The following is a 17,137-nucleotide window of genomic DNA, read 5'->3' as shown; positions in this document are numbered from 1 at the left end:
TTATTATTCTATTAACAAATGCCGAGAGATGGATAAGTCCCATCAAGCCCCTTCCCGACGCAGTATTTCCAAAGGAGGTACTCGCAGAATACTCTGATTCACTCCTACACCAATAACCAAGATGATTAGGAGTGTTCCCGGAAGAATGAGGGATGCAATTTCCAATCCTGGGTTAAACGGTAGATTGAAAACCCAGAACATGAGTGACCATGCTGCCGCCAAGGATAAAAACAGCCCGGTAAACAGAGCCAGTATACCCAGGATGAAGAACTCGTAGAAGTTGATTCGATTGAGTTGCCTTCTCAATATTCCCAGCGTACGCAGAAGAACGGCTTCTTTGATTCGTTGAAATCGGGTGAGGTACAAAGTGATGATGAGCACAATCAGAGCCGTGATAAAACTTAATGATGCCATGAAATTGATGGCAAAATGGACCTTGTCCAATACCTCTTGCAGGGTTTCCCGAATGGTGTTGAGGTCAATAAGGGATAGGTTTTTAAAGCGATCCAACAAGGCATTTTGAGCCTTGGCAAAGGTTTCATCATCTGGCGAACGAGCGATGTAAGCATAAGACTTCGGCGCATCATCGATCACTTCACTCGGGAATACTACGGTAAAGCCACCTTGAAATTTGGTAAAGTCCACGGAACGAACTGCAGCCACTTCACATTCCACGATGGAGCCGTATACGTTGAACGATAGCACATCACCCAATTCAACGCCCATTTGCTGAGCCAGCCTCGATTCCAAAGAGACAGGGGCTCTTCCGGAAGCGGGTGTGGGTGCGGGCCAGATTCCTTTTTCGAGAGTTTCGTTGGAGGCCAATTCGTCTCGTGCCGTCACCCGGTATTCCCGGTTGAATATATGCATGGGAATATCAGCGGTGGTATCTTTTTTCCAATCGAAGGTGCTTCTGTTTTTGAGCGAAGTCAATCGCATAGGCACCATGATCAATTCTTCTTTGACGATGATGTTGTTATCGGCCAGGATGGTTTGCAGTGAATCACGTTGTTTTTCGGTTACATCGAAAACGACCACATTGGCCCGCTGCGCTTCTTCTGAAAGCGATAAATAGCTTAACACAGAAGAACGAACAAAGGACAGGGTAAGGACCAAAAACAAGCTGAGTCCGGCGGATAATATCAATAGAGTTGATTGATTTCCCGGACGCTGTAAATTCTTTACTCCTTGCTTCCATTCATAAGAAGGGGATAGAGAAGAGAGCTTGGCAGAGAACAAAATCAATCCGCGACTTACCCCGAAAAACAACAAGAGGGTAAGTAGTAAAGCACCCATATAAATCAGGGCCATAAGCCACGTACCCATCAGCCACCAGGCGGCTCCAAAGAGCACTACGAAAAGTCCAATAAACCCAGAATATCGTACCCAAATGGATTTGGCTTCACCCGCTTGATTGCGTAACAATCGAATGGGCGTAACGCCGGCCAGGTTGCGAATATTTCCCCAGGCAATACTAAAGGTGATCAACACCCCAAGAAGGAGCCCTACAGAGAGTACTCCGGGTCGCAGAAAAACGGGGATGGAAACCGGCAGAAACTCTTGAGAAACGTAACTAATAAGGTATTGAAGGCCAACACCAAACAAAGCCCCAAGTAAACCTCCAACAAGGCTCACGAGCACAATTTGCATCACATAAACCTTCAGCACTTGATCTTGGGTAAATCCAAGGCACTTAAGAAGTGCTGCAGTATGCTTTTTCGCATCCAGGTACAGCGTAATGGCTGCCGAGATGGCCAGGGAGCCCAAAATGAGGGAGATAAAACCAATCACGTTCAAGAAACGTAGTAGGTTTTCATAGGCCGAGCTCATTTGCCGCTGGTTTGCAGCTACCGTAATCAAACGGCTACCGCCTAAGTTGATCTTCTTTTCGTGAGCTTCTACCAGGGGTTCTAATTCTTGCTTCTTGGGGATTTTGTAATAATAGGAGTACCGTACCCGGCTTCCGTAGGTGATCAATCCGGTGGCTTCCAGCTCTTCGAAGGAAATGTAGAGACCGGGAGCAACCGTGGCCGCGATTCCACTTTGTCCGGGACCTTTGTCATAAATACCAGCCACCACAAAAGTTCTGGATCCAATGATGAGTGAATCCCCTTCGGCAATTTGCAATTGATTGGATAAGTTCTTAGAAATAACTGTTTTACCCGGTGTCTTCACGGCCTCAAAGGGTTCGCCCGACAAGGGTTCGATTTCTCCGTAAAGAGGAAACGCTCCTTCGGCGGCTCTCACATTGACCAATCGAGCTTTGCGCCCTTTTACGCGGACCATGGAGGCTAAACTCCGTTCCCGGGCAGTTCCTTCCGCAGCTGCTTCAAATGGAGCTAACACCGAATCGGGTAGGGCAAAATTTCCTTTTATGGCCAGGTCGGCTCCCAGAATTTCTTTGGCCTCCGCTTTGACCTGATCTTCAATGTCGTAGCGTAAGGATCCAATGGCCACCACGGCTCCAACGCCTAAGGATATGGCCAGGGAAAATATGAACAGGCGGCTCCGTTGACGACGGGTGTCTTGAAGAGCCAGTTTAAACAGCTGAAACCAGGTCATTGAGCTTGAGTTACGGGTTGTTCGTCAGCAATCAGTTTTCCACCCTTGAGTCGAATAATTCGATCGGTGCGATTGGCCAATTGTAGGTTATGGGTGACCAAAACCATGGTGGTGCCAAATTCTCGGTTGAGGTTAAAAAGCAACTGTTCAATGTTGTCACCAGAATCCTCGTCGAGGTTTCCGGTAGGTTCATCAGCAAAAAGAATCTTGGGTGAATTGGCAAAGGCTCGTGCGATAGCGACCCGCTGCTGTTCTCCACCTGAGAGTTGAGTAGGGTAGTGATTCAATCGCTGAGCAAGTCCCACCTGAGTTAACAAATCTTTGGCGCGCTGAGTGGCATTTTTTTGTCCTAACAGATGGAGTGGGATCTCTACATTTTCGAGGGCAGTAAGAGTGGGGATAAGTTCAAAATTTTGAAAAACAAATCCGATGTGTTGACTCCGGAATTTGGCTCTTTGGTCTTCGTTCATATCCTGCCAGGAGCTGTCCAGAATTTCAACCCGACCTTTGCTGGGATTATCCAAGCCAGCGCTCAAACCTAAAAGGGTAGTTTTTCCGCTACCAGAAGGTCCCACGATAGAGGTGATGCTTCCCGCCTGAATTTCGCATTGGATGTCTTTTAATACCCAGAGTTCCCCATTTTCGGTCGGATAGGATTTCCCTATTCCGTCCATGCGTAATGCCCAATTGTTCATAAGAACAAAATTGACGTACGAGGCCGTAATATGGTTCAAAATGGTGTTAAGATTTCGCAATTCGCCTGTGAATTTGTAGGAACGGGAGCCAAGAGAGAAGAAAAGCGAGATGCGAGGATGAGTGGAAGGCTTGGCGACGGTTAGGAGAACGAGGACGAAGACGAGACCGAATGTCTTTGGAGATGCGAGATTGAAGATTGAAGATTGAAGATGATAATTGATCATTTAACTTAAAAATTGACCATTCTCCCCGCCTCAACTATCTTTGCGGCTATGAAAAGTCGCGCTCTTATTTTCAAGGTTTTTGTTGTTGTTTGGTTTTCATTTATTCTGATTTCTTGCGGTAATGAGCCGGCCAAGACTCCGACAGCTTCGGCCCAACCGGAAGCGGCTCAGGAAGTGGAAAAATCGACCATCGTATTTTTTGGAAACAGCCTGACAGCGGCCTTTGGGATTGATCCGGAATTGGGCTTTGTGAGCCGTATACAGCAGCGAATTGATTCGCTTAATTTGCCTTACACCTGCGTGAATGCTGGAAACTCGGGCGAAACCACACATGGCGGCTTGGAACGTTTGGACTGGGTGTTGAGAAAACCCGTGTCTATTTTGGTTTTGGAATTGGGAGCCAATGACGGATTGAGAGGATTGGATCCGCCCACGGCAAAGGCAAACCTGATTAAAATGATCAACATATACCGGGAAGCCAATCCTGAAGGCAAGGTGCTGCTCTTGGGAATTATGTCTCCCCCTTCAATGGGAGAGGAGTATACCCGGGAATTTAACCCCATTTTCAAGGAGATTTCAGAAGAAACGGGCTGTGCATTGGTTCCCTTTTTGTTGGATGGCGTTGCAGGTAACCAGAAACTCAACTTGCCCGATGGTATTCACCCGACGGCAGAGGGGCATGCGATATTGACCGAAACGGTTTGGAAGGAATTAAAGCCCCTTTTGAAGACCGACTAAGTTTCCCCCTTTAGACATTTTTACCTGATTTGAAGCAAGTTAAAGACTGCTATTGATTGGACAGTGTATTTCACTTCGTCAAAAAAATCTTGTTTTCTACAAAAAAAACGACTCACTTCACAAAAGCTAAGTGTCAGATTTTCATGTGATTGTTGAAATTAGAGTAACTAATAACTCAAAATCAACATTATGAAAAAGACAATTTTTACGCTAGCAATTGGGCTTTTGACGGCTAATTTCTCGATGGCCCAAACCATCTATACCGTGAGCGACGGTGGCGATAAGGTCATGGATATATTGAATACCATGGTCTCCGAAACAAGAATTCCCGCCAGTGGTACGGTAAGTTCTGTAAACACTGTTGGTTCACATGCTACTGTTGCGACTACACACAACAGTGGAACGAATATTTCCATGGTTTACTCAGATATTCATTGGGACTATGTATATACCAATCACAGTAGTCCCCAATGTAGCACCCAAGCAGCTATGAACCCCCTACTTACCGTGGCCTTTGCAAGGTACCGCCAAATGACTGGAGGGAATGGAGCAGGAGCACATCTCATTTTAGATACCGACCCAGCTCTAACCTCTAATCCCTATGTTCCTTACTACTACTATTGGCATCCTCGGGCAGGACAACCTGTTGATACACTGGATCCGATTAATGTGTTGGGGCACCATAACCATCCTGGACCAGGTTGCAATCCTCGCAATCATGTGATTTATTATTACCTGGTAAAATCCAATGGTGACGTAGTACACTTTGGGGATGTAGCGAATATTGACCACTATGAAATGGAACACGACTTCAATAAACTTCCAACGACCAATAATTCACCAAGCAGTTCAGTTTCTACCGCGATCAACAATATTTTGACCAATGCGGCTACTTTTTATGCCAGCGAATATTCTTGCGTTGGTTATCGGGTAAACGTGACCTTGTTTAACGGCTCACAGGAGCAGGCCTACTTGTTGGGACCTAACAACGATTTTCATTGGAAAAACAAGTACGATCCATGTCCACAAAACGATCCTTTGGATTGCAATTTCTTTGGCGTGAATTTTAACGATCCGGATGCTGAAATCGTTCATTTTGATGGTCCAACTTCGACCCGACTAAGTGCTATTTCCGTTAAGCCTCTAAGATACGACTGGGACGCAGCTGGTTCGCCAATGATCTCTCAGATGGATCATATCGCAACCTTCGATATGTCTATGATGGGCCACACTCCGGTTACCTTAGATCTATTCTATGAAAAACACAATCAAGGATGCTACCACGTAACTTCGGTAACCAACACGATTTATTTTCCTGGTGGATCTTGTAATGTACCACCGCCACCCGCTGCACCTAATGGACCTCAAGGACCTGCTGAGCCTTCATCAGTAGGAGAAGAAACGTCGGAAATGGAACCCGTATTGGTTTACCCTAATCCAACTGATGGTGTGTTTACCGTGCAATCCCAAAAGGAAATTTCGATTAGTGTTTTGGGAATTAATGGTCAGCAGGTTTCTCCGGAAGTTCACTTAGGAAACGGAATGGAGATGAGCGTTGATTTAACCACCGAACCAGCTGGAATTTATATCCTAAACATTACCGATAAGGATGGTTCTGTGACGAGAAAAAAATTGATTGTCGAGTAGGTTAACCTACTTTCAAAAAGGAAGGCTATTTCTGAGGTTTCGGGAATAGCCTTTTTTATGATCCTTAGGTAACAACCATTAACTGATAACCCAAAAGGGCGGCAGTAGCTACCAAAGAAACAGCCCTTAGTTTTACCTGATCGATAAAGAGGTGGGGGACGAAGAAGGCCAATACAATGAGTCGAAAGATTAACCGATTGTCGTTGACTACAAAAAGCTGAGCTAATATGTTGATGAGAATAAAACCGGCCAGTGCTCCAAAAAACGATTTTCGGTAGGTTATAAATCGGTCTTTTTGCTCCAATTTATCATCTTGAGAGGCAATGACATAACAGGCATGGACAAACATCAGAGGGGAAAGCAGGTATATCAAATACACCCAAAGATTTTGTGAAATAGCAGTGAGCTTCGGATAAAGGTCAAAGAGGTTTCCAACCAAAGAGACAAACAAAATCAAGGCCCAGGCCAGCGATTCCCAATAGTACTTCTTGGCCCGAAAAACGCTGAGTAGATCAAACAGGGCAATGCCATACAATACACCGGGAATCAGAAAGAAAAACTCTTCTCTATCCATGCTATTAGTTTTGAGCGATTAGCCCACTAAAATAGAAAATCGAAAAAGGCCTATCAAGGTTTGCAGAGCAAAACCTCAAACTTCTCGTTTTCAGCTACCTGTGTAACCTCACTAAACCATTTCCTTAAGTGGCTACTGTAGTTCAAATGCCGGTTGGCCACCAGCTGAAAGCTACCCGAAGGTTTAAGGCATTTTTTCACTTCCTGAAACAGGCTAAGGGAAACCTCAATGTTGGTTTCATGCTCAAAATGAAACGGAGGGTTGCATACCACCCCATCAAAGAAATCAGCAGGAAAACGATCCAAACAATCCCCAAAATGGAAGGAGAAACGATCGCCTTGTAGGTTCAATTTGGAAGACTCAACGGCCAGGTAGAAGTCATCGATCAACTGAATATTGGCTTCCGGCAATTGTTGGGCCAAAGCAGATGAAAGGTAACCGTTGCCACTGGCCAGATCGAGAACACATTCGGCCTCTTTGGGCATTTGCAAATGATCGACTAAAAACTGGCTGGCTTGATCAATGTGATGAGCCGAAAACACACCAAAGTATTGTTGGAAGGAATGCCCTGAGGTATCACTTACTTCATGGATGAAATCAGGCTTTTTACTCAACTCCTTTTTTCCGCGAAGGTGAATCAAACGAGACTTTTTCCAAGCCTGACTTTGATCTACTTCTTCGAAATATTGACCTGCAATTTGCACCATTTCGGGGCTAAAGTGACGGGTCATAAAAGCAGCTACTACTTCGCCATCGTCTGTTAGCGCATCGTGTAGCTGGGCCAATTGAAGGTGAAACAAATCCAGCGATTTGGGAACCTTAATCACGGCTAAGGAAGAGGGCTTTAACGTATCCAATGGATAGGCAAACTGTTCTTCACGCAAAACAATCTGATTAGCTTGTGAGTTTTGACGGCATGCCTTTTCCTGGGAGAAATGATGAATCACTGTGGTAGGCAAGGACGCATGCAACACGCAAGAAAGAAATCCAAATCGATCATTGACCAAAAGGGGATTGCTTGGAATATATTCCAGGGAATCGAGGTATTGAATCAGGTATTCATCGGCAGCGCTCCAGGGTCTTAGAGAGCGGTTGCTGGATTTGGGGTAGCGTTGAATCTGGTAATTCTTGTTCGAATACTTAAAATGCAAAATGAACTAACCTTTAAGTGATTAATGAAGCCCGCAAAACTACGCTTCTTCAACGAATGGAGAAGGCGACTACGGCACGAAATAACAGAATGACCGGCCTTTCCCTGGACCGGATTCCTTTGTTCTTAATTTTCCTTGAGCAAACGCTTGTCTGCGTAGATAAACCCAAAAGGAACCAAGGAGGAGAGAAACAACAAAAGGGAGCGGCTAAACTTCCAGTTGTATTCCATGCTCTGCTTCATTAAAAGCATTACAAAAAGAACAAACAAGGCACCATGTGCGGAACCTACCATTTTTGTCCATTCTGGCTGATCAAAAAAGTACTTAAGTGGCATGGCCACAAAGAGTAAAACTAACCAGGAAATACCTTCTAAGAGGGTAATTAAACGCAATCTACCCAGCCCCGTTGTTAACCAATTTTTCATGGGTGCAAATATCGTTTGCAACGGGTGAATTTGAAAATTTATTCTACAGTATTTGTTGCCGGTTTACGTTGCAAAAACAAGGCACTCACCAGCGTAACAATAAAGGCGATCACGAAAACAGTAAGAAACATGACTACAAATTGAACATAAGGACTGGCAAACATTTCTCTTTCGGCCTCCACACCTATTTTGGCAATTTCAAATTCTTCCGGTGTCATGCTGGCTTCCATATTCATTAAGGTTGCTGTGTAGTACTGATCCACAAAATCGGGATTGATGAAGAGAATGTAGATAACATCTACAATTCCGAATAGAAAAGAAGGTATTAAAGCGATGAGCACACCCACCAAAATGGCCTTTCCAAAACTTAGCCCATCGTCTCCCTGAAGATTGCGGTAAGATCGGATACCGAAGAAAATAAGACTACTGGCCAGAATGATCGATGCATAGCCCAGAATTTCATTGAGCTTCATATTCTCTTGTTCCGGAAAGAACAATTGTCCGATTAGAAATACCCCAATTAAGATCAGTCCACCATAGGACCCGTAGCGAATAACAATGCTTTTCATGCGAATTCTTTTTTGTGATTAAACGAGGTGACAAATAAGAGTAAGTTCCTCATTTTGGCACTCATACGAAAGTTCCAATTCCACATTTCCTACTAAAGTAGGAGAATTTTTAGTGGACCAGATGCCATTCTTTGGCGCGAATAACGGCTTGCGTTCTTCGCTTGACTTCCAGCTTCATAAGCAAGTTGGAAACGTGCGTTTTTACCGTACTTTCAGAAATGAATAGCGTTTCAGCAATTTCTTGATTGGATTTTCCCAAAACCATTTGTTCGAGTACTTCACGCTCTCTTTTGCTAATGCCCAGCTCTTCCAATTTGGATTCTTGAGCTTGCGGGGATACCTCATTCACGGTACCGACTGATTCTTGCGGTGGAGCATTTCGCCGACGATTGACCAGGAAGCCAACGGCAAAAAACAGCACCGAGAATATCGCAATGAGGATTTCCAGATTGAGATCGCCTTGGAAATAGGAGTATTTGCTCAACCTAAAAAGAAGGAGCAGGGCGAAAATGAGCATTCCGAATGTGAGGACAATTTTTTTCATGGTTCGGAAAAAATATTTTCCAATTCAAAGATGAATTATTCGATTTGATAATCCACACGAACATTCCGATTGTATAATTTAGAAATGTAAAAAAACACGATCACATGAACTGGAAATTACTCGGTATTGGGGCACTCTTAATGACATTTGGTTTAGGAGGAATGGCCCAGAAAAACAAGAAACCCAACATCTTAGTGATTTGGGGTGATGATATTGGACAATCAAATATTTCGGCCTATACCATGGGGTTGGTCGGCTATCGAACTCCCAATATTGATCGAATTGCGAAGGAAGGAATGATTTTTACCGACTATTATGGCGAGCAAAGCTGTACTGCAGGTCGATCTACCTTCATTACCGGACAGAGTTCTTACCGGACCGGTTTGAGCAAAGTAGGTATGCCAGGAGCAGAATTGGGAATGCAGGCAGAAGATCCTTCAATTGCTGAACTGCTGAAGCCTTTAGGCTATGCTACTGGGCAATTTGGTAAAAACCACTTGGGTGATAAGGACGAACATTTACCATCCAATCATGGGTTTGACGAGTTTTTCGGAAACCTGTATCACTTGAATGCCGAAGAAGAGCCAGAATTGGAAGACTATCCCAAGGATCCTAAGTTCCGTGAAAAGTACGGTCCTCGTGGAGTGATTCACTCTTTTGCCGGTGGAAAAATTGAGGATACCGGACCCTTGACCAAAAAGAGAATGGAGACCATCGATGATGAGACGGTTGCTGCAGCCATTGCTTTTATCAAGAAGCAGAATGAGGCTGGAACTCCCTGGTTTGTGTGGTGGAATGGTACCCGCATGCACTTTAGAACCCACGTGAAAGAGGAAAATCGTGGAATCTCCGGACAGAATGAATACGGTGATGGAATGGTAGAACACGACATGCATGTAGGTGAATTGTTAGCCGTTTTGGATGAGTTGGGAATTGCCGAAAACACGGTAGTGATGTACAGTACCGACAACGGTCCTCACAAAAATACCTGGCCCGATGCAGCGAACAGCCCATTCCGTGGGGAGAAAAATACCAATTGGGAAGGTGGATGGCGTGTTCCTGCCATGGTTAGATGGCCTGGGAATATTGAAGCGGGATCTATCTCCAACGATATTATGCACCACATGGACTGGATGCCTACCTTCCTATCTATCGCCGGCGATGATGATGTAAAGGAAGATTTGTTGGACGGCTACAGTGCCAATGGCAAAACCTTTAAGGTTCACTTAGATGGATACAACTTCCATAGCTACCTGACAGGGAAGGATAAAACGGCTCCTCGTAAGGAGATTTTCTACTTCACTGATGATGGAGACTTGAGCGCCTTGCGTTACGAAGATTGGAAAATGATTTTCCTCGAACAACGCACCGAGGGTACTTTGGCCGTTTGGGCCGATCCTTTTGTGCCACTTCGGGTTCCTTTGATTTTTAACCTGCGTCAGGATCCTTATGAAGAGGCAACGGTTACTTCAAATACCTACTATGACTGGGTGTTGGATCATGTATTTTTTGCCATTCCAGCCCAGGCCTATGTAGCTGATTTCCTTTCCAGTTTTAAGGAGTTTCCTCCGAGACAAAAGGCAGCTTCTTTTAGTATCGATCAAGTTATCGAGAAAATGGAAGAAGGATACGCGCACTAATCAAGTGACGTAAAAGACAGAACGAAAACGGGGTTCGAGAATGGAGGAATATCCACTCGGCCCCGTTTCTTTTTACAGCCTCTTTGCTCGACTCTCCCGATAGCCATTGGGAACGCAACTCAAAACCCTATGTTTGCACGGTGTCAAGATTTAAAAAGAACCTTCTAATCATTGCCTTTCTTGGGATGCTCTCTATGATCCTTTGGGAGTGTAGTCAGGAAAATACCGCCCAAACGGATCTTACTCAAAACAAATCAGCCAGTTATGTGGGGAGTGAGGCCTGTCAAAGCTGCCACCAGGAAGCTTACAAAGACTGGTCGGAGTCGCATCATTTTCATGCTTTTCACCCGGCTCAACCGGAGTTTATTCGTGGAGATGTTTCCGGCGAATTGGAATTAGATGGGGTGAACTACCGGTTTCTGCCCAGCGATTCTTTTCCAAAGATTCAGGTGATCGAAGTAAACTCAAAGATTGACACCTACACCGTTAAATATACTCTGGGCTGGGAACCTTTGCAACAATTGGTGGCAGAAGTGGAGCCGGGACGTTTTCAGGTCATGCGACTGAGCTGGAACGTTTCTGAAAACAAATGGTTTCATCAATGGGCCGATACCACGGTATTACCCCAAGACTGGCTGCACTGGACCGGACAATCGCAGAACTGGAATTCGATGTGTGCAGATTGCCACGTAACGGACTTCAAAAAGAATCTTCAGCCAGAATCCCAGAGTTACTTCAGTACTTGGGGAGAGGGGAGGGTAAGCTGTGAATCTTGCCATGGTCCAGCTTCGGTTCATTTGGAGCTGGTTACCCAGGAAAACTATTCGGCTCAGAATTCAGGTTTTGATAAGACTTTGCAAAAAGATCAATCGCAAATTCAATCCTGTGCTCCTTGCCATTCCAGGCGTGAAAAAATGGTGGATAAACAAGATCCAACCGCAGCATTAACCGAGTTTCATCACTTGGAATCCTTGAATGATGTTTATTACCACGGAGATGGCCAAATACGAGAAGAAGATTATGTTTTGGGCTCTTTCTTGTCCAGCGAGATGTACCATAATGACGTGACCTGCGGAGACTGCCATCAAGTACATTCAGGAAAGCTTTTGCAGGAGGGGAACAAATTGTGTCGGAGCTGTCATGAGGAGCAATACGATACCCCGGAACACCATTTTCATGCTCAGGGAGAGGGTACCCAATGTGTGAATTGCCACATGACTGGAACCACCTACATGGGTAATGATTTTCGCCGGGATCACAGTTTTCGGATTCCCCGACCGGATCAATCCGTTAAGTATGGAACTCCAAATGCTTGTATAGATTGTCACGAAGATCAATCGAACGAATGGGCTGCCAAGCAGGTGGAAGAGTGGTATGGGCCGGAAAGAAAGCCGCATTTTTCAGACTTACTTTTAAAGGGACGATATTCTAATCCAGTTCAATGGGTGGTCTTGCTCAAGGACACCAGCTATCCTTTGATTGCCCGGGTAACCGCCTTAAAATACCTGGCCGCCGAACAACCGATTTTGCTGGAAAAGAATTGGAATGCAGACTGGAACAACGATGAGGCTTTTAAAAAGGCCGTTTACGCCAGCTTGTCGCCCAATCCTCAAACACCGAAATTGAATCAATTGGTACTCGCTTCCACAGGTGATAAGACCCTGAGCAATCGAATAATGGGAAAGCGAAAAATGCTCGAACTCCCGGGTGCTCAAGAAGTGTTGAATCAACTCGACCCGACCCAAAAGAAGGAATGGTACGACTACCTTGATTACAACCAGGACTTTAGAGAAACCCGGGCCTTAACCGGTCATTTCCATCTTGTAATGGGAGATACCTTGAAAGGAATCGATGCCTTCTTAAAAGCCATTCAAGTAGATAGTCTCTACGTAGATCCGTATGTAAATGCTGCAATCATGTACAGCCGATTGGGCAAAAACGAAGAGGCTGATGCCTTGTTGGATCGATTGAATCGTAACCTGCCTGAAAACGACTATGGCTGGTATCTACATGGATTGTTGCTCATGGAATCCGGGGAGCAGGATAGGGCAGAGGCGGCCATGCTCAAAGCTATCGAATTGAACCCCGAATCGGCCCGGTATTTTGCCAATCTGGTGACCTTTTACATGCAAACCGGTAAGCTCGATCGGGCTGCTCATTGGTTAGATCGTGGATTAAAAAAACATCCCAAGAGTCCTGAGCTGGTTCAATTGGTCCGTTTTCTGAATAATCCAGGGTAGTTTTTTCAATTTTTTTTCTCCATTTAAGGGTCTAAATGTTTTCGGAATGACTGATCCTCAATAGGTTCTGTTTTTTTTGAAAATAGTACCAAACCAACCCTTTTTTGAGGCCGTACTTGATGGTGTGGAACGTGCGATCCACAAGCTATTGCAGCCCTTTATGAGAATATTTACTTGCCTATTGATTCTGGCTTTTTCTGTGCCAGGATTTTCCCAACAAACGATTGGACTTTTTAAGAACGACAGTACTTCTTTGAATGGATATACCCTGTTTACTCCAAACGGATCTACCCATTCGTATTTGATTGACAATTGTGGTGAATTGATCCATGATTGGGATGCCGGTGAGTTACCAGGAATGGTAGGCTACCTTCAGGAAAATGGAGATTTGGTTCGCCTTCGAAAAGACACTGCCGGAACATTCAGAGCCGGTGGATGGGGCGGAGGAATTGATCGCTTCGATTGGAATGGAAACCGCATCTGGCACATGGATTTGTACGGACAAAACTGGCAGCAACACCACGATGTAGAAGTCATGCCAAATGGAAATATTCTGGTCATCGCCTGGGAGTTGTTTAGTCTGCAAGAAGCCGTTGATGCCGGATTGGACACGACCCAAGTTTTCATCAATGAGATTTGGTCGGAAATGGTTTTGGAAATTGAGCCCCTTCCGGATTCGGGAGGAACGATTGTATGGGAATGGCATGCCTGGGACCATGTGGTACAGGATTTTGACAGCACGAAAGCCAACTATGGTGTAGTTTCTCAAAACGCTGATAAGATTGATATCAACTACTTGTTTCCCATTCCAGATCCAGACTGGTTGCACTTCAATTCCATTGCCTACAACGAGGAATTGGATCAAATCATGTTGAGTGTGAGAACCTTTAGCGAGCTATGGATCATTGATCACAGTACCTCAACCTCGCAGGCGGCATCCGATCAAGGAGGCCGGTCAGGTAAAGGTGGCGGACTGATTTACCGTTGGGGGAATTCGGCGGCCTACAAGCGTGGAAACATTTTTAACCAGGAACTCTACGGGCAACACGATCCTATTTGGATTCCAAAAGGCTACCGTGACGAAGGAAAAATCCTGGTCTTCAACAATGGATTCCAGCGTCCGCAGGGAAATTATTCAACCGTTCAGATTATCGATCCTCCTTATTTGGCCGATAGTTCAGGTTATGAATTGAACTCGCCGGCACCTTATGCTCCGGCAAAAGCATCCTGGACCTATCCTAATAAAGCTGATACGAATTTCTTTTCCTTTGGTATTTCAGGATCCCAAAGACTTTCCAACGGAAATACGCTCGTTACCGAAGGATTTGAAGGACGAATTTTTGAGCTCGATTCGAAGGATAGAATTGTCTGGGAATACATCAACCCATTGGCCAAAGATGTGCCCATGAATCAAGGGGATACAGCTAAGTTTAACAGTGTATTCAGAGCTTACCGTTACGATGAGAACTTTCCTGCATTTGCCGGGCGAAAATTGGATCCTCAAGGGCCGCTGGAAGCCAATCCTTTGCCTTCTACTTGTATGATCTATACGGACAAGGATACCACGCAGCAAGACACGACTCAAATGGGTTTAACCACTCCTTATCTGTTGGCCACAGAAACTGGAGTTAAACCTTTTCCGAATCCGTTTAAGGATCAGCTAAACTTGAGGTTTGCAGACTGGGAAGGAGAGTTGTCCATCAATCTGCTTAACATTTCTGGTCAAATTGTACAACACTGGGATGTGAAAACTTCTGGAAACGAGACCCTTCCATTGCCTGTTAATGAGGTTCCAGAAGGCGTGTATCTCTTGGAGGTAGCCGACCATAACGGTCAAGTAGCCCGGTTCCGTTTGCTGCGCTCCCGTTAGGAGGCAAAATTGCCATTCCCGGGCATTTGGTTAACTTCGGACAGGGACTTCTAATTCCCTGATTTACCGAGCTTAAACAAATGTCTGATTCCGCTGAGAAACGCCGTACCCCGTCGTCGGTCCAAATGGACAAGCCGAATTCGGTTGCCGTTTCCAGCCAGAGCTCGGAAATGGCCGATCACCGACCCGAAATGGCCCGGGATAGAAGGTGGATTGAAATGGCTCAATCTCCGGCACCACCGCCGGTTTCAAATTCCAACAATGGGGTCGTACAACGGGTAACTTACAACGCATCGAAACGTGGAATTCCCAAGGCTCAGAAAAACAAAACGCTTCAAGCCATTCAGGCCCAACACAAGTCCATCAACAAGGTAAAAACCTTGTACATTCCTCCAGAAAATGATGGCGACTGGGAAGAGAAACCCATTCCGTTAAAGGCCGTCACATCATCATCGGGTACGCATCCTGTGCGAGTGGAACGTGAATCCGCTCCTAATCTGAGGGAAAACCTTTTCTACGATACCTGGCCGATGCGGTTTAAGTCCAAGTTTTTGGCCTATGTGGTTGACTTGGTTACCGGCTACGATGGTGGATTCAAAAGAAAGGACATACAACCCGCTCAAATTGGAAGAGACTCCGTTACCGCACCTTTTGATATCCTCAAACGAATCATCAGCGGATCTCGAAAATCGGATATGGGTCGAACCTTTATTGGCCGTGATGCCTGGGGATTTGAAGACGAGCCAGATGAAGCCGTAGATGCAGCCAAGCTCAAAGAAATTCAAAAGCAATATGGCCTGGAACCCGGCAAGTATATTGGAAACTTAGCCGATGCCGGAGATTATGCCGAGTTACCAGGTGAGCATGATGGTTTTGTTTTTTACGTACATGAAGGAGATGAGGCAACAGCTGGAAACGTGCACAAGCATAGAGACCGCCGGGAAATGACGACCGCTGAATTTGACGGCAAATATAATCCCGAGAATGATAAACAGATGCAAGCCATTTCCCAAGTGCATCGGGTAGACCGTGGAGACTCGGATCGTGATCCTGGAAAAACCATGGGTGGTCCAGCTCATTTGGCAGCTGTGGATGAACTTCAGCCCGCCAGTAGTGTGAGTGGTTCGCTCTCCTCGCACGAATGGTGTCACCTGATAGGAGATGGTGATGGCGGACCCGATATGGCTGAAAATCTCGTTATTGGAACCCATCAGGTAAATACCGAGCAATTGGGCATGGAAACCGCCCTAAGGGGATTCCGACATCAGTTTGAACATTACGGCTATGGCATTCAAATCACGGTAAAAGTGATTACCCGAAAAGAAGATGATTTAGCGGCGGGATTGGACAAGCGCAGAACAGAGTTTGCAGCCAGAGTGACTGATCTGGAGACAAAGATTGCAGCAGCCAAAGGAAAATCCAATGCCGACAAAAGAACACGCTTGAAAGCTGAATTGGCCCAGGTTTCATCCGAATTGCAGTACCTAACCGACCATTCCAACGCCGAAGTAGCAGAGGAAGAAATTCATGCTGACTTTATAAGTTACCAAATCGATTTGCTGAAGAACAATTCGGATGAAGAAAGCCCTATTTACCGTCGAATCATGGACGCACGAAGAGGGACGATCACATTCAGTGAATTCAAGATGATTCAAACGATTGTTTCAAATAAGTTAAAAGCGGCTTTAGAGGTTAAAAAGAAGGAGTACGACACATTGGTGAAAAGTTACCTCTCCGATGACCACGATTCCCTGAGTGGCAAACTTCGGTTACGCGATACACGAAAGGCAGAGAGAAAGGCGAAAGGGGCCTTAAAAGTGGGTACATCAAGATTTAGGGAACGACGAAGAGACATGGGACGACTTTACCGTGCAGCTGCTTTAGGTGAGTTGGATAGCTGGGAAGAAACGGCTGCTCCTGAGGAAGATGAGCAAGCCAGAGTTAAGAAAAGGGTTCATGAGCTTGGGGATTACCTCGCCAATTACATGGCAAAATACTACACCCGGTTCTTCAAGGTGCAATCCAAATCATTTAATGAAACCGAGTTTACCGCTCTTCGAAAAATGGCAGAGGCGCTGTATGAGGATGATGATTTTCCGGAAGATTTGTTTGATGAAATTATGGATGAGTTTAAATCCATTTGTGTAAGGAGTACCAAATCCATTGTTTCCACTTTGGCTAAGGAGACTCAATTTAGCACGCCGCAACCTACGCGAACAAGAACAGCATTACCCATGCCAGGTACTGTTTAATGAGC

Annotated in this window: 13 protein-coding genes; 6 read left to right on the top strand and 7 right to left on the bottom strand. The window is 45.3% G+C overall.

The window, feature by feature from the left end; all coding sequences use genetic code 11:
* Positions 1-42: 42 nt before the first annotated feature.
* Together KFE98_20860 and KFE98_20855 are read right to left on the bottom strand one after the other, a co-directional pair.
* Entirely contained in the window at positions 43-2,562 is a 2,520-nt protein-coding gene (locus tag KFE98_20860; protein ID UTW62424.1) for an ABC transporter permease, read from the bottom strand.
* Positions 2,559-3,257 (bottom strand): ABC transporter ATP-binding protein, encoded by a 699-nt coding sequence (locus KFE98_20855; GenBank protein ID UTW62423.1) that lies wholly within the window; start codon positions 3,255-3,257, stop codon positions 2,559-2,561. Before KFE98_20855 ends, KFE98_20860 begins: the two co-directional genes overlap by 4 nt.
* A 273-nt stretch (positions 3,258-3,530) precedes the next feature.
* Here KFE98_20855 and KFE98_20850 point away from each other — a divergent pair, with 273 nt between their 5' ends.
* Both KFE98_20850 and KFE98_20845 read left to right on the top strand, forming a co-directional pair.
* Positions 3,531-4,220: an arylesterase gene (locus KFE98_20850; protein ID UTW62422.1), complete on the top strand. Its 690-nt coding sequence runs from the start codon at positions 3,531-3,533 to the stop codon at positions 4,218-4,220.
* A 189-nt stretch (positions 4,221-4,409) separates the two neighbouring features.
* Positions 4,410-5,867, top strand: coding sequence for a T9SS type A sorting domain-containing protein (locus KFE98_20845; GenBank protein ID UTW62421.1), 1,458 nt, complete (start codon positions 4,410-4,412; stop codon positions 5,865-5,867).
* A gap of 64 nt (positions 5,868-5,931) precedes the next feature.
* Here the strand turns inward: KFE98_20845 and KFE98_20840 are convergent, their stop codons facing one another.
* The 5 genes from KFE98_20840 to KFE98_20820 form a co-directional block, all read right to left on the bottom strand.
* On the bottom strand, positions 5,932-6,441 hold the full coding sequence (locus KFE98_20840; GenBank protein ID UTW62420.1) for a hypothetical protein: 510 nt from the start codon (positions 6,439-6,441) through the stop codon (positions 5,932-5,934).
* A 53-nt stretch (positions 6,442-6,494) separates the two neighbouring features.
* Positions 6,495-7,592 (bottom strand): methyltransferase, encoded by a 1,098-nt coding sequence (locus tag KFE98_20835; protein UTW62419.1) that lies wholly within the window; start codon positions 7,590-7,592, stop codon positions 6,495-6,497.
* Between the two features lie 125 nt (positions 7,593-7,717).
* Complete coding sequence (locus KFE98_20830; GenBank protein ID UTW62418.1) at positions 7,718-8,017, bottom strand: DUF3817 domain-containing protein; 300 nt, start codon at positions 8,015-8,017, stop codon at positions 7,718-7,720.
* 38 nt (positions 8,018-8,055) lie between these two features.
* A complete protein-coding gene (locus KFE98_20825; protein ID UTW62417.1) occupies positions 8,056-8,586 on the bottom strand; it encodes a DUF4199 domain-containing protein in 531 nt (176 codons plus the stop codon).
* A 109-nt stretch (positions 8,587-8,695) separates the two neighbouring features.
* Positions 8,696-9,130: a response regulator transcription factor gene (locus KFE98_20820; GenBank protein UTW62416.1), complete on the bottom strand. Its 435-nt coding sequence runs from the start codon at positions 9,128-9,130 to the stop codon at positions 8,696-8,698.
* A 104-nt stretch (positions 9,131-9,234) separates the two neighbouring features.
* Between KFE98_20820 and KFE98_20815 the strand changes: the two genes are divergently transcribed.
* The 4 genes from KFE98_20815 (at position 9,235) to KFE98_20800 (ending at position 17,132) form a co-directional block, all read left to right on the top strand.
* Entirely contained in the window at positions 9,235-10,770 is a 1,536-nt protein-coding gene (locus KFE98_20815) for an arylsulfatase (GenBank protein UTW62415.1), read from the top strand.
* Positions 10,771-10,910: 140 nt separating this feature from the next.
* Positions 10,911-13,010 carry a hypothetical protein gene (locus KFE98_20810; GenBank protein ID UTW62414.1) on the top strand — a complete coding sequence of 700 codons (2,100 nt, stop codon included), beginning with the start codon at positions 10,911-10,913 and terminating at the stop codon, positions 13,008-13,010.
* A 76-nt stretch (positions 13,011-13,086) separates the two neighbouring features.
* Positions 13,087-14,880, top strand: a complete 1,794-nt coding sequence (locus tag KFE98_20805) for an aryl-sulfate sulfotransferase (protein UTW62413.1) — start codon at positions 13,087-13,089, stop codon at positions 14,878-14,880.
* 80 nt (positions 14,881-14,960) lie between these two features.
* Complete coding sequence (locus KFE98_20800) at positions 14,961-17,132, top strand: hypothetical protein (GenBank protein UTW62412.1); 2,172 nt, start codon at positions 14,961-14,963, stop codon at positions 17,130-17,132.
* Positions 17,133-17,137: the final 5 nt, after the last annotated feature.

Source organism: bacterium SCSIO 12741 (assembly GCA_024398055.1).
In the GTDB taxonomy this organism is placed as follows: Bacteria; Bacteroidota; Bacteroidia; order Flavobacteriales_G; family Salibacteraceae; genus SCSIO-12741.
This window is presented reverse-complemented; position numbering and strand designations above follow the sequence as displayed.